The 15,138-nt window shown below is 41.1% G+C and carries 12 protein-coding genes; 9 read left to right on the top strand and 3 right to left on the bottom strand.

Annotated features, from left to right (window positions below):
* Nucleotides 1-52: 52 nt before the first annotated feature.
* On the bottom strand, nt 53-2,365 hold the full coding sequence (locus QSE00_RS16080) for an aminotransferase class III-fold pyridoxal phosphate-dependent enzyme (protein WP_286106736.1): 2,313 nt from the start codon (nt 2,363-2,365) through the stop codon (nt 53-55).
* A 45-nt stretch (nt 2,366-2,410) separates the two neighbouring features.
* Nucleotides 2,411-3,079: a phosphotransferase gene (locus QSE00_RS16075; RefSeq protein WP_286106735.1), complete on the bottom strand. Its 669-nt coding sequence runs from the start codon at nt 3,077-3,079 to the stop codon at nt 2,411-2,413.
* Nucleotides 3,080-3,277: 198 nt separating this feature from the next.
* On the opposite strand from QSE00_RS16075, the gene QSE00_RS16070 reads away from it, so the two are divergent.
* From QSE00_RS16070 to QSE00_RS16030, 9 genes are all read left to right on the top strand, one after another.
* Nucleotides 3,278-4,543: a PQQ-dependent sugar dehydrogenase gene (locus QSE00_RS16070; RefSeq protein WP_286106734.1), complete on the top strand. Its 1,266-nt coding sequence runs from the start codon at nt 3,278-3,280 to the stop codon at nt 4,541-4,543.
* A gap of 413 nt (nt 4,544-4,956) precedes the next feature.
* Nucleotides 4,957-5,322, top strand: coding sequence for a hypothetical protein (locus tag QSE00_RS16065; RefSeq protein WP_286106733.1), 366 nt, complete (start codon nt 4,957-4,959; stop codon nt 5,320-5,322).
* Nucleotides 5,323-5,734: 412 nt separating this feature from the next.
* Nucleotides 5,735-6,361, top strand: a complete 627-nt coding sequence (locus QSE00_RS16060) for a phosphoribosyltransferase (RefSeq protein WP_286106732.1) — start codon at nt 5,735-5,737, stop codon at nt 6,359-6,361.
* 206 nt (nt 6,362-6,567) lie between these two features.
* On the top strand, nt 6,568-7,581 hold the full coding sequence (locus QSE00_RS16055) for a TRAP transporter substrate-binding protein (RefSeq protein WP_286106731.1): 1,014 nt from the start codon (nt 6,568-6,570) through the stop codon (nt 7,579-7,581).
* Complete coding sequence (locus QSE00_RS16050) at nt 7,568-8,035, top strand: TRAP transporter small permease (protein WP_110354884.1); 468 nt, start codon at nt 7,568-7,570, stop codon at nt 8,033-8,035. The genes QSE00_RS16055 and QSE00_RS16050 overlap by 14 nt, the downstream gene beginning before the upstream one ends.
* Nucleotides 8,032-9,306, top strand: a complete 1,275-nt coding sequence (locus tag QSE00_RS16045) for a TRAP transporter large permease (protein WP_286106730.1) — start codon at nt 8,032-8,034, stop codon at nt 9,304-9,306. Before QSE00_RS16050 ends, QSE00_RS16045 begins: the two co-directional genes overlap by 4 nt.
* 159 nt (nt 9,307-9,465) lie before the next feature.
* A complete protein-coding gene (locus QSE00_RS16040; protein WP_286106729.1) occupies nt 9,466-10,509 on the top strand; it encodes a Gfo/Idh/MocA family oxidoreductase in 1,044 nt (347 codons plus the stop codon).
* 320 nt (nt 10,510-10,829) lie between these two features.
* Nucleotides 10,830-12,275, top strand: coding sequence for a tagaturonate reductase (locus QSE00_RS16035; protein WP_286106728.1), 1,446 nt, complete (start codon nt 10,830-10,832; stop codon nt 12,273-12,275).
* A 34-nt stretch (nt 12,276-12,309) separates the two neighbouring features.
* On the top strand, nt 12,310-13,920 hold the full coding sequence (locus QSE00_RS16030; protein WP_286106727.1) for a UxaA family hydrolase: 1,611 nt from the start codon (nt 12,310-12,312) through the stop codon (nt 13,918-13,920).
* 65 nt (nt 13,921-13,985) lie between these two features.
* Here QSE00_RS16030 and QSE00_RS16025 read toward each other — a convergent pair whose 3' ends face one another.
* On the bottom strand, nt 13,986-15,023 hold the full coding sequence (locus QSE00_RS16025) for a LacI family DNA-binding transcriptional regulator (protein WP_286106726.1): 1,038 nt from the start codon (nt 15,021-15,023) through the stop codon (nt 13,986-13,988).
* Nucleotides 15,024-15,138 lie beyond the last annotated feature (115 nt).

Raw genomic sequence — 15,138 nt, 5'->3', positions numbered from 1 at the left:
CAGACTCGACCGTACAATCATCATGTTTATTGGGATAATTGCAGACAATGAGTTACAATTTCATAAAATCCTCGGCCAAAATTTTTCTTAGATAAAAAATTAGTTCTTCGGCGTTTGCTTGGGTAAAGACCATAGGGGGTTTTATTTTTAGAACATTATGGTCTGGGCCGTCCGTACTCATAAGGATACCGTGATCTTTCATACGGTTGGCCAAATAATCGGTTTGTTCCGCCAAAGGTTCCATGTGGCCATTTACCAGCTCTATTCCCAAGAAAAGCCCCTGACCTCTTACATCAGCTATAATAGGAAACTCCTTTGCCAGAGTTCTTAGCTCCTTTTTCAAATAAGTTCCAACCTTCAATGCATGTGCCTGTAGCCTCTCCCGTTTCACTACCCTCAAGACCTCGGCGCCTATGGCACAGGATACGGGATTGCCCCCAAAGGTGTTAAAATACTCCATGCCGTTGGCAAATCTTTCCGCTACTTCTTGGGTACAGGCCACGGCAGCCAAGGGATGTCCGTTGCCAAGGGGTTTCCCTATGGTAATGATATCGGGGACCACCCCGTGCAATTGGAAACCCCAAAAGGTAGTGCCCATACGGCCACAACCCACTTGCACCTCATCCGAAATACAGAGTCCGCCCGCTTCCCTAACGTATTGATAGGCCAGGGCCAAAAATCCTTCTGGCAATTCCACCTGGCCCCCGCAGCTAATAATCGGCTCTATGATAAAGGCCCCTACTCCCCTTCCCTTGGCATGTATATTATCTATTTGCCCCTTTACCTCTTTTGCATATAATCTTCCGGTATTTTCCCCACGGTATTTGCCCCTAAAGGCATCTGGAAGCGGAAAAATATAGGTGTGTTCCGGAGCGCCCTGGCCACCTTTACCGTCAAACTTATACGAACTGATATCGATACACATATTGGTATTGCCATGATAGCCCACCTCAGAAGCAATAATGTCGCGCTGCCCCGTAGCGGCCTTTACCATTCGGATTGCCAATTCGTTGGCCTCACTACCGGAATTTACAAAATGGAGCACACTCAATGCTGGCGGCAGGGTCTCCAACAACTCCTTGGCCAGCTCATTTATATTTTCGTGCAAATACCGGCTATTGGTATTGATCAAGGCCATTTGTTCCTGCCCTGCCCTTACTACGGCCGGATGTTCATGACCAACATGGGCCACATTATTTACGGTATCCAAATATTTTCTACCGCATTCATCCAATAGGTACTGCCCTGCACCCCGAACCATTTTAATGGGCAGCTTGTACTGAAGGCTCAAACTTTTTCCCAAATGCTGTTTTCTATAGGCCAAGATGTCCGAATTGGAAACCGACTCGCTTTGGGCCAAGGCCTTTTCCTTAAACAACATATTGGGGTCGGGACAAAGGCTTCTCCATAGGTCCACCTGACTGTAATAACCTACTCCCGGAAAATCGATTTTAAAATGGAGCATGGAAAGCATGATCTGAAAATGAAGATGAGGGGCCCAATTACCATTCTCTGCACGATTGCCCAGAACCCCAATTGTATCGCCAGCCTTTAGCCCAGCACCCACCACATGGCTGGTAGCACTATCCACTGATAGGTGTCCGTATAAGGTATAAAACTCCAGGCCTTCCTCTTTATGCCTCAAAATTACCAGTCCGCCGTATTGCTTATCCCCTGCATCATTTACAGCGGTAACCACTTCCCCGTCAAAAAGAGCATGTACCTGCGTTGCAGCCGGCAACCAAAAATCGACCCCCAAGTGGATACTCCTATTCTCCCTGCCCATGTTCCCTATTTTATCATAGGACGAAGTGGTGTAGATAGGGCGTGGCTCCAGATAGCCGCCCGCCAATATTTTGGAAGGATGTTCTCCCTGTAGTTTATTGAGTTTGTATTGAAAGTAGTCCAGATCGTTAAAGTCCTCTTCATGCCCTATCCATGTGCTGGACACACTTAAGTCTAGAGGAAACACTGTATTGGAACCAACTGTGGGGAAAAGATTTTCCAGGGAAAAAATATGCTTTCTGGTCCAAGCCAAGAATTTTACTTCTTTGGGATGAGCGGTATAACCACAGGCCCCCCTAAAGCTAAAATGGGCAAAATCCGCATTGATATCCCTCCATTTTCGAAGTAGCTCCCAGGCCGGTTCTTCACTGATCAACAGATACCCATTGTCCGGTTCCTCTAACTTATTAATGGCCGATTTGGTTACCGAAATCACCAAACGCATGGCGATGGCCATATACAAATGCTCCAGTTCATTCTCATCCAAAGGAAATGTATGGTGATAGCCGCGTACAATGGGCAATGCCGCCTCCAACGGATCCTTGTGCCCCATAATGGCATAGGCACAGGCGATGGCCAAATCGTTAATAATCTGGGTATAGACCGAATCCCCAAAATCTATGGCCTAGACCACTTTGGGATCGATAAGGTCTTGGGAAACAATAACGTTATTGTCGTTGGCATCATTGTGTACCACGGCCTTGCGCAACTGGGAATAACCAGACTGGGATAGCTTAAACAAATTTTGAAAATAGGAAACAATCCCTCTTTTCTCCCCTTCAAAGAGGTTTAGGTGGGCAGTGGTCCAATTGCCCTGGGCCACATCCCAAACAAATTCCCGATGGGCCTCCGGATGGTCAAAACCTTGCAAGGCTTGTGTTAGTCTCCCACATTGTTTCCCCAAGCTATAGCGCAGCTCCTCCAATTGGGGATTCACCCCACTCCAGACCCTGCCAGCTACCCAAGACAAGAGTCGCACCTTTCGTATCCGTCCAAAATTATCCTTAAATTCTGATATTGGATTTCCATTTATATCCTCAATGACCTTGGGAGTGTTTAAATCTCCGTCATGTTCCCTGGCGTAAAGCAACAATTCCTGTTGAAAATCCAAATAATCCTCATTCTCATTGGGCCTGGAGATTTTTAAAATATACTCCCGACCATCAGCTGCATCGATCTTAAAATTAAAATCGATTTCCCCGGGCAAGGGTTTAGCGCTTCCTAGAATGTTAAAATTTTCAAGGACAATATTGATGGCCTCATCGGCTGTAATTAGAATTTTGTTATACTCCATTGGCATGGTTCGTTTTTGCTGAGCGCTCCTTTGAACAAATAATCCAACAACCAAAATAAGCATATTATTTACACTGGCCCATGGGGAGAATTAATTTAAAATATTAAAACTTCCCAAGCCAAATTTGGGGTTTTTTTCCAAAAAATAAGATTGATATACTATCTTTAGCTCTTGATCAAACCATACTAAAAAATATTCATGAAGAACGCAATCTCCTTCCCTCTCATTAAGTCATTGTCCATGATTGTTTTGCTGGGGGCACTTACAACCCAATGCAAGCAAAAATCCCCAAAAAAAGCAGAACCTATCAATGATACCAATATAGAGGTTCCTGATGGATTTTCCGTTGAACTTATGGCCAAGGATTTGGGAAACCTAAGACATATGACCGTCTCAAAAAATGGGGAGATCTATGTTAATAGATCCAAGTTGAAAGATGAAAAAGGAATCATACACTTAAAGGACACTGACAATGATGGAAAAATTGATATGGAACAATCATTTGGCAATCTCCCTGGAACAGGAATATTGATCAAAAATGATTATTTATATACCTCCTCCAATTCTGGGGTCTATCGTTACAAATTAAATGAAAAGGAAGAAATCATCGATATTGAAAATCCAGAGAACATCGTAGACGGATTGGCTGATAAAGGACGTGACAATGCCAAATCGTTTACAATGGATGATGATGCCAACCTTTATGTTACCATAGGCTCATGGAACGATTCCTGTCGTGAGGAGGGTACCGGAAATGGGATTATGCCCTGTGCTATTCTGGATTCTGCAGGTGGTATATGGCAATTCAAGGCCGACAAATTAAACCAGACCTTTGCCGATGGCAAACGCTATGCCACCGGAGTAAAAAACGCCGTGGCCATAGCTTGGAATTACAAAACCAACTCCCTGTTTGCTGCTGTTCATGGACGGGGGGCTTTCCATGATTTTTATCCTGACCACTATACCGCCAAGCACAGTGCAGAGCTGCCTGCAGAAACATTATATGAACTTCATGATGGTGACGATGCGGGTTGGCCCTATATCTACTACGATCAATTTAAGAAGAAGAAAATGCTAGCTCCGGAATATGGTGGGGACGGGGCAATAACAGCCGGCGAAAACGCTATAGACCCTATAATGGCCTTCCCTGCACATTTGGCCCCAAACGATCTTCTTTTCTATACCGGGAATATGTTCCCTGAAAAATATAAACACGGTGCTTTTGTTGCCTTCCATGGACAGTCCCCTGAGTTAAAAAAAGGATATTTCGTGGCCTTTGTACCTTTTAAAGATGGCGAACCCAATGGAAATTGGGAAGTATTTGCAGATAACTTTTCCGGTATAGATCTCGCAAATCCCAGTGGCCCAATTGAGCACAGACCCTGTGGATTGGCGCAAGGACCGGACGGTGAATTGTATGTAAGCGATGATCTAAACGGCTCCATATACAAAATAACGTATTAATCTTGGCGGAGAGGCCAAATCTATCCTTTATAAATAATCCTCCAAAGGATGATGGCGCTATAAGCTTACTGGGCGATATTGATCCATTTCAATTCGCCCAGTGGTATTTATGGTAAATTTAATCGTCATGGCCTTTGGTCCAAAGGCCTATTTTTTCCCAATTATCCAATACCCCTTTATCCTTTTGCCATATACTACCATGGCACTCCCGGATGAAAACGATTTACCCGTTCTCGACCCCACAGTGTTATAGTTATAAGCGGAGTCCGCCAAAAAGCATTGTAAAATCACTGACCCTCCCTTTGGATTTTGTTTCAACCGATTTATGAAAATCTTAAGAAATAAAATATTCCATTATAAGTATTTTTAAGCGGTAAAAATGATTAAAACAATTAAAAAACAACTGTAAAACTATGAAAACAGTATTAACAGCAATTTATTTCTTTTTGGGAATTACATTACTACAAGCATCGACAACAACAAACGAAATTGATGATTTGGAAGTTGGCTCGGTATTAATGATTGGAAGTCCTTCGGCAAATCTATATGAACATATAGAAGTTCCAAGGATGAATTTTGTCATTAAGAAAGGGGGCATCCCAAACTACAAAACCCTTATCCAAAGCAAAGTAATCGTTTCCAAAATGATAGTGATGCCCGATGGTAGCAAAGTAGTGCACCTTAAGAGACAAAACGGAAAACGCTTTTTTAATAGCCATAGCTATATAAAAGCCAGGCTTAAGGAAGCTATTGACACAGAGGAGCTGGTCAGACTTTAGTAGGTCAATATAGCACCTGTGCTAATAAATCGTGCAGCACGGCAAAAGACATTCCAATTAAAAGCCCTTGATCCCAAGGGTTTTTTTATGGTTGATTTTGGTACATGACCCTTATCATTGTTTTACACTTATAATTACTTTATTTTATTAAATGTCATGTTATAGAAAACGAAAGACCCTACCTTGTCATTGAGCAAATACCCAAGGTTACTGCATCAATATTTGTAATTGGAGAAAAGGATTGGGCAATACTAGGACTATCCTGGTCTTTGTTAAAATGGAATGCGAAGGTAAAATTGAAACCATTTCGGATGCAGGCCGACTTTTTGACAAGGTGGGAAAGCTGGAAAAATAGCCGAACTCTCCGTATTCTAGCCTAGGAGAATGGTTGTTAACTAAAATCCCATAAAAAATGTTCAAGGATAGAATCGATGCCGGGAAGCAACTAGCCAACAAGTTACATCCATACAGGGATAAGGGAAATGTAGTAATTTTGGCAATCCCTAGGGGCGGATTGCCCTTGGGCGCTATTGTGGCCAGATCATTAAACGCAAAATTGGATGTTGCCCTTTCCAAAAAAATAGGGCATCCGTTCAACAAGGAATTTGCCATTGGGGCTCTTAGCCTCCACAATATTGTCCTGGACGACAACATTGAAATTTCGATCGAATATATCGAGAAAGAAAAAAAACGTCTTCGCGAAAAGCTAAAAAAAAATCAAACCAAATACTTTAAAAATAAGTCTCCCATTCCCTTAAATGATAAGATGGTAATCATTGTCGATGACGGTATCGCCACAGGTAACACTATACGGGTCACCGCACAGTTGGCCTATGACCAAAAGCCAAAAAAAATAGTGGTCGCCATACCAGTAGCCCCCAAATTAACGGTACAAAAATTACAGGCAGCCCCCTATATTGATGAGGTGGTATGTTTGGAAACACCCTTTAATTTTCAGGCCGTGGGACAATTTTATATGGATTTCGATCAGGTTTCCGATGAGGAAGCCATAACAATAATGAATGAATTTATTGCATAATTATAAGCTTTGATCCAAGGACTTTTGCCCTATACCATAGCAGTAATCCCAAGTGCTTATACTAATTCCTCTAATAAATCGGCTTGCAACAAGGTTATCCCTGAATTCCTGAAAATATACGCCCCATATTGTAACCATATAACTTTTATGGCCGTTAAAACTAAATAGTTATATTTATATGGAATAATCACTTTAGGACCAAAACCATGAATAACCCTCTTCGGATGGCCTGTTTCTGTGCTACATTTGTACTTTCTTTATTCTCCATATTCCTATTTGGCAGTTGCGAACCTCAAAAAAAAGGCCCTGAGTTTTTAATGCGGGCGGCACTTTTGGTCAATGAAGACCATACCTGGTACAAGGCCTTCGCTTATTTTGCAGAAATTGTGGAGGAACGCTCAAAAGGTCGTATCCAAATAGAGATTTACCCCTCGGAACAATTGGCCAAAGAGATCGAGGCCATTCGCCTGATCCAGGCCGAAGTCATCGACATGACCGCTACTGGATCCACTTTAACGAATTGGTTCGAGGTTGCTACATTTTGTGAGCTACCCTTTCTAATGCGCGACTCAACGGATATGAATCGCTATATTAATGGCCCGATAGGACAGTTAATGGAAGAGGAAATGATCAAAAAGGCCGGGTTACGCTCCCTCGGCCATTTTGAAAGGGGGCCTCGGCACTTAACTTCCAACCGACCAATAAGACATCCAGACGACCTAAAAGGACTCATCATTAGGGTACCCAATGTGCCCGCATTTGTAACCACATGGAGTGCGCTCGGCGCCAAACCAACACCTATGGCCTTTTCCGAAGTGTTTACCTCCCTACAACAGGGCACCATCGAAGCACAGGAAAATCCATTCGCCATGATCCATAATGCTGGTTTCTCGGAAGTACAGAAATACCTCAACTTAACCGGTCATGTCATAAGTTGGGTATATCCTGTTGTGGGCGAAAAACAATTTCAAAAACTTCCTCCGGACCTACAGGAAATATTGCTAAAGGCGGGCAAAGAAATGCAGGCCTATGAGCACCACCTCTACCTAGAAAACGAAAAGAACGTACAAGAACAATTGAAGGCCGAGGGCATGCAATTTATTGAGGTGGACCAAGAAGCCTTTGCTAAAAAAAGCGAAAGGGCCATTTTTGAAAGTCTGTCTCCTAACATGCAGAAAATATATCGCGAATTTAAAAAGGTGGAAGATGTTGTTCAATAAAATGATAGGCCGTATCTTGAAAATTGGTACTTTACTTAGTACATGGGGACTTATATTCACTGTATTACTTCAGATTATTTGCCGCTTTACACCCTTCAACACTCCGCATTGGACGGAGGAAGCTTCACGCATTTTCTTTATCTATGCCATGTCTTTCGCTTCAGGTCTGGCTATGAAAAATGAATTTTATGTGCACTTGGATATGTTCTACAATCGACTCCCGGAAAGGATAAAAAAAATATTAAATATAACGGTGCCCACAATGAGTCTGATTCTTTTTGTTGTTATGGCCATTTATGCCATTAAATTCGTGATTTTGGGAATCCCGGAAAAATCCCCTAGCATGGGCTTCAATATGGGCATAGCCTTCTTTGGCATGTTTATTATGTCCGCGTCTATAAGTTATTACCTCCTAAGAAAAGTTATGAAAATTATAAAAAATACAAGACCATGATTTGGATATTGGTTATCGTTTTTATTCTTGGTCTGATACTTCGCTTTCCTATTGCCTTCGCCCTAGGACTGGCCTGTTTAAGCTATTTGGTGGTCAAAGGGGTCCCTTTGATCATAGTACCCATGAAAATGTACTCGGGCATAGACGTTTTTGTCCTACTTAGTGTTCCTGGATTCATCCTTGCAGGAAATTTGATGAACCAGGGCGGGCTCACCGAAAAAATAATTAAGTTCTGCAACCATCTTTTGGGTCATATTCGGGGCGGACTCTCCCTAGTGAATATTGGCGCTTCCATGCTTTTTGCTGGAATTTCCGGTACGGCCATCTCGGATACGGCCAGTATGGGGTCTATAATGATACCTGCGATGAAAAAAGAAGGTTACGATACGGACTTTTCCTGTGCCGTTACCGCAGCTTCCTCAACTATAGGACCTATAATCCCCCCCAGCGTGCCCATGATCATAGCCGCCACCTTGAGTGGCCTGTCCGTAGGGAAATTATTTTTGGCGGGAGCGCTTCCTGGTTTGTTATTGGGGGTTGGACTTTTGTTTACGGCATATTTCATATCCAAACGAAAAAAATACCCCAAGCATAAGCGCAGCAGTCTTAGGGATGTTGCAAATAGTTTTGTGGATACCTTCTGGTCGTTGTTGATGACCTTTATTATCCTTTATGGTATTGTTGGGGGTATCTTTACACCAACGGAAGCCTCAATTATTGCAGTGGTCTATGCGCTGATCATAGGCAAATTCGTTTATAAAAAATTGAATTTAAAAAATACACAGGTCATTATTTTGGATAGCATGAAGACTTCGGCCTCCTTGATGGTCTTGGTAGGTTTTGCCAACCTTTTTGGCTATATCTTGATTACGGAGCAAATTCCACAAAGCATATCCAATGAAATCCTGGGCTTTTCCGACAATAAATATCTGGTTTTACTATTGATCAATCTTTTATTGATAGTGGTGGGCACCTTTATGGAAACCATTGCAGCCTTGCTCATACTTTTTCCAATCTTGTTAAAGGTAGCCCTTGCCGTGGATGTAGACCCTATTCACTTTGCAGTAATCGCCGTATTGAATTTAATTATTGGGTTAACCACCCCCCCTGTAGGGGTCTGTCTTTTTGTGGCATCGAGCATTGGGAAGATTTCCATTGGGGAAGTTAGTAAGGCCGGACTACCTTTTCTGTTGGTAAGCTTTTTGGTGCTAATTTTGGTCACTTTATTTCCGTGGCTCTCCTTGGCGTTGCCAAACCTGGTTATCGATTAATTTGTAACTAGTTTGGTTGAGGTTTCATCCTTATTGTGAAATTATGGAAGAATTAATATTTCAGGCGCTAAAATGAAACTTAAAAATATGTACAAATGACCACTATTCAATTGGTCATTATCTAAAACCTATAAATTAGTATACTTAAAATTTAAGCTTATGAAACCTATAAACACAGCCTTATGCTCATTTGGAATGAGTGGATACGTTTTTCACGCTCCCTTCATCGAGGTACATCCAGCATTCAGTTTATATGGAGTTTGGGAAAGAACAAAAAATAATGCCCAGGCCAAATATCCCCATATAAAAACCTTCCGACACCTGGAAGTTATGCTGGAAGATGAAAACATAGAATTGGTAGTGGTGAATACCCCAAGTGTAACACATTATGATTTTACCAAACAGGCTTTAATTTCAGGGAAAAACGTAATCGTGGAAAAACCTTTTACAGCCACAGTTGCACAAGCGGAAGAATTGATCCAATTGGCCAAGGAAAAAAATGTAACACTTTCTGTGTATCACAATAGAAGATATGATAGTGATTTTAGAACGGTGAAAAAAATATTGGACGAAGGCTGGTTAGGAGCCATTGTTGAGGCGGAGATCCATTATGATCGTTATGACCCAGGGCTGAGTTACAAAGTACATAAAGAAACCCCAACGGCAGCTGTTGGGAGTTTATACGATCTTGGCTCCCATTTAATTGATCAGGCATTGGTACTGTTTGGCATGCCAAATGCCATATATGCCGATTTGGATACTTTTCGCCCAAATTCCAAGGTAGAAGATTATTTTGATGTAAAATTAATTTATGGTACACACCGGGTAACATTAAAATCCAGCTATTACGTTCGTGAAATTTTACCGGGAAATATACTGCACGGAACCAAGGGGTCCTTTATTAAATCCAAAGCCGATGTACAGGAGGCTGCCCTACAGGCCGGGAAAACACCGGATACAAAGGACTGGGGAGCCGAACCGGAAAAAGAAAAAGGATTGTTGCATACAGAGAAGAACGGTAAAATTATCAGGGAATACGTCCCAACTTTAAATGGAGACTATATGGAGTATTACGAAGGTATTTACCAAGCTTTAAGAAATAATAAGTCGGTCCCGGTATCCGCCACAGATGGTATGAACGTTATAAAAATAATCGAGGCGGCCCTGCAAAGCAACAAGGAAAAGAGGGTCGTGGAATTATAGATAGGAACTAATTTTGAAACGGGTATTGCCTGCCTCTGACAAATAGATTGGTGTTGAATAAATTCAACAGCGTCCAACAAGGCATGCACACAATCGGCGTTTGGGAAAAGCCTGAAGCTGAACACCTTTTATTTACTGGACTCATAATACCTTCAATCAAAAAAAATCTATCAGAACCAAGATGAAATAAATTGTAGATAACATAAATTATACTACATTTGTGCAATCGATTACATTTTTATGATGGGATGAACTAAAATGCTTTTAGGAGCTTCCCCTGGTAATCCGTTAAAGCCATAGTAACATAATAAAAAAATAATATGCAACCATTAAACAGAACAGTTACCCATTTAAAATCGACATCGCCCATTAAGGTAGTACAATTTGGAGAAGGAAATTTTCTAAGGGCATTTGTGGATTATGCATTCCAAAAATTAAACCAAGAAGCAAATTTTGATGCCGGCATAGCGGTGGTACAACCTATTGAACGCGGTTTGGTAAATATGCTTAATGGGCAGGAAGGACTTTATACCTTGTTTTTAAAGGGAATTCAGAAAGGCAAGGAAATTCAGCATAAAGAGCTTATCACCAATATTGTAAAGGGAGTTGACCCTTACTGCAATTTCACGGAATACTTAAATTTAGCCAAGGAAGAGGCCCTTCAGTTTATTATTTCCAATACTACGGAGGCCGGTATTGCCTATGTTGACACGGACACAATGGAAATGCAGCCGCCGAATTCATTTCCGGCCAAATTAACGGTACTATTGTATGAACGTTTCAAACATTTCAAGGGCGATCCCGGTAAAGGTTTAACTATAATTCCCTGTGAGCTGATAAATCATAATTCGGACACCTTAAAGGAAATAATTTTAAAATACTCCGATGACTGGAATCTTGGTGAAGACTTTAAGAATTGGCTTACTACACATTCCTCGTTTCATAACACCTTGGTAGACCGCATAGTACCGGGGTACCCAAAGGATGAAATTGAAGAGTACAATGCCCAACTATCCTATAAGGACAATTTAATAGTCGCTGCCGAAACATTTCTGCTGTGGGTCATTGAAGGGGATGAAGCTCTAAAAGAAAAATTACCCTTTCACAAAACAGATCTGGACGTTAAGATTGTAAACGATATGCAGCCCTATAGAACTAGGAAGGTAAGGATCTTAAACGGTGCGCATACCGCCATGGTACCATTTTCCCTTTTATATGGGAATACTACGGTTAAACAAACGGTAGACAACCACTTTACCGGCCAATTCGTAAACAATGCCATATTTAATGAAATAAACCACACCCTACCAATGGCCAAGGAAGAACTCGACAGCTTTGCGGAAGAGGTTTTGGACCGATTTAGAAATCCCTTTATTATTCATAACTTATCCAGTATTGCCTTAAATTCAATTTCAAAATTTAAGGTAAGGGTACTGCCAAGTTTATTGGAGTATATAGACATTCATAAAAAAATACCTACCAACTTAACATTTTCCTTTGCTGCGCTAATACGTTTTTACAAAGGAACTTGGAAGGGTGAAAATTTACCCGTAAATGACAGTGATGAAATAGTGGAGGCCTTTGCCAAAATATGGGAATCCAATAATTATTTGGAAATCGCCAATAAAACCTTGGGCAACAAATCCTATTGGGGGGAGGATTTAACGCAAGTTAAAAATCTCTCCGAAGCAGTTGCCCTAGCCCTGGAGGAAATTGAAACAAATGGAATTGAAGTAGGGTATGCCAATTACAGTAAAAGGTTTTAAGCCATTAAACTAAAACTAATTAGAGGTTGATAAAATGAAAAGTAAAATTATAAAGGTAAATTCAACGGACAACGTAGCAGTTGCTTTGGTCGATTTAAAAGCTGGGGAAGTAATTTCATTTGAAGGCGAAGAAATCACCGTGGTATCGGATACAAAATCAAAGCATAAAATTGCCCTTCAAAAATTTGAATCCGGGGATCGTATTATTATGTATAGTGTTCTCGTAGGGAGCGCCAATGGTGTTATAGAAAAAGGAGATGTACTTACTACCGAAAATGTTAAACACCAAAGTGAAAAAGTATTTGAAAAAACGGGCACCATTGGTTGGACCGCCCCTAATGTGGAGAAGTGGAAAGTCAGAACATTTTTAGGGTACCATCGGGAAGACGGACAGGTTGGTACAGAAAACGTATGGCTTTTTTTCCCCTTGGTTTTCTGCGAAAATAGGAACATAGAAGTTTTGAAGGAAGTTTTTGAAAAGGAGTTGTTGCAACAGAAAGTAAACCCACATCAAATGTTACTGCGATCTTTGGTGAACAATACTACAGAAGAAACTGCGGCAGATCTTAATTCCAGCAATGTGTTCAACAATATTGATGTAAAGTTCATTACACACCCAGGAGGTTGTGGCGGTATAAGACAGGATTCCGAAAGTTTGGCAAAACTCCTGGCAGGTTACGTAAACAACCCTAATGTTGCAGGAGCCACAGTATTGAGTTTAGGCTGCCAAAACCTCCAAATAAGTGTATTTAAAGATGCCTTAAAATCCATTAATCCCAACCTAAATAAACCTGTACTCATTTTTGAACAACAACAAATGGGCACAGTGGATGAAATGTTGTCCACCATTGTCAAAGAGTCCTTTGAAGCCATTAAAAAAGCCAATAATACCGAACGTAAACCGGCACCACTGTCCAAATTACGAGTTGGCTTGGAATGTGGGGGATCGGATGGATTTTCAGGGATATCGGCTAATCCCACTTTAGGGGCCGTTTCAGATTTATTGGCTGCCTTGAATGGTACTGCCATACTATCCGAATTTCCGGAACTATGTGGTGTGGAACAGGAATTGGTAAACCGATGTGTTGAGGACGATAAGGGCCAAAAGTTTCTAAAGTTAATGAAGGCCTACGAAAAGTCGGTGGTGGATGCCGGATCTGGTTTTGATATGAACCCTTCACCAGGAAATATTAAGGACGGATTAATTACCGATGCCATGAAATCTGCAGGTGCCGCTAAGAAAGGAGGCACCTCCCCCATTCAAGATGTTTTGGATTATGGCGAATACATTACCAAGCCGGGGCTTAACCTCTTGTGTACTCCAGGAAATGATGTGGAAAGCACTACGGCCATGGTAGGTTCAGGAGCCAATGTTGTCTTGTTTACAACAGGTCTGGGAACACCAACAGGCAATCCTATTGCCCCAATTATAAAAGTCTCCTCCAATACCGAACTAATGGAAAGAATGCCCGATATAATTGATATTGAAACCGGTGCGGTAATACGAGGTGAAAAAACCATCGAGGAAATGGCGGGGGAAATGTTGGACTTTATAATCGAAGTGGCCAGTGGAAAAATTCAGACCAAGGCAAAATTGTTAAATCAAAATGATTTTATTCCTTGGCGTAGAGGCGTGTCTTTATAATATTCCGTTAGTCCATTACCTTAAATGTGCAATAATTAAAAGGTTGAAGAAATTATCGTATTTCTTCAACCTTCTTTGTGTTTTAAAGAAGACTTTCTAATAATGAGTTGGGGGGTGAGTACCACCGTTTGGGTTATTTTAGTGTCCTCCGTATTGTTAACCTCTTCCAAAAAAACCTGAGCGGCCTTTCTTCCCATTTCCAACGGATATTGATCAACAGTCGTAATGGTCGTAAGTTCCATAAACCTGGTAAATGGCTCATTGGAAAAGCCAACAACACAAATATCTTCTGGAATATGTAGTCCACTTTCCTTAATTTCCTGAATAACACCCAAAGCAGCGAAATCACTGGAAGAAAAAATAGCGTCCGGTGGGGTTTCCATATCCAAAAGAAGGCGTGCCGCCCTTCTACCCTCAAGAACACTACTATGTGTCTCAATGACCAGGCTTTCATCAAATTCAATACCATTGTCCAATAAAGCCTGCCTATATCCCAAATACCTATTCCTAAAAATTTCAAACTTACGGTCGTTGGATAAGTGCGCTATACGCCTACAACCTTGGTCCAACAAATGTTGGGTAGCATCATAACCACCTTTAAAATCATCTATGGTTACGGAACTGACACCCTTAATATCTTTCTTCCTATCAAAAAAAACCAAAGGGGTATTTTTATTTTTTAGAAGTTTATTAAAACCCTTATTTTCTTCCAGATTGGCATTGGAAATAGACATTAAAATACCATCCACCTGTACATTTACAAGGGAATTTATTTTTTCGACTTCTATATTTTCCTGATTATGGGTCTGGCAGATTATAACATGGTAACCCTTGGGGTACAATTCTTCTTCAATACCCCGTATAACCGACGAAAAGAAATTACTATCTATTCTAGGAACAATGACACCAACATTATAGCTCTTACCGCTTTTTAAAGCCAAAGCCAACTTGTTCTGCTCATAATTCATTTCCAAGGCAGTCTCCAGAACCAGCTTCCGTGTATTTAAACTAATTTTGGTATTGTTGTTCAGGGCCCTAGAGACTGTAGCAGCAGTGAGACCAAGTTTTGCCGCTATGTCATATATGGTCGTTTTCTTTTTCATGAATTATTTAACTTGGTTTTTATAACAATACCACTAATGTTCACTGAAAATTGATAACTTAGTTTACTATTTAAATTGGGGCAAAATTAAAGGATATAGCCAATACATGTAGATT

The sequence above is a fragment of the Arenibacter flavimaris genome, assembly GCF_030291335.1.
GTDB lineage: Bacteria > Bacteroidota > Bacteroidia > Flavobacteriales > Flavobacteriaceae > Arenibacter.
Note: the sequence above shows the minus strand (reverse complement) of the source record. Positions and strands in the feature narration are given on the sequence as shown.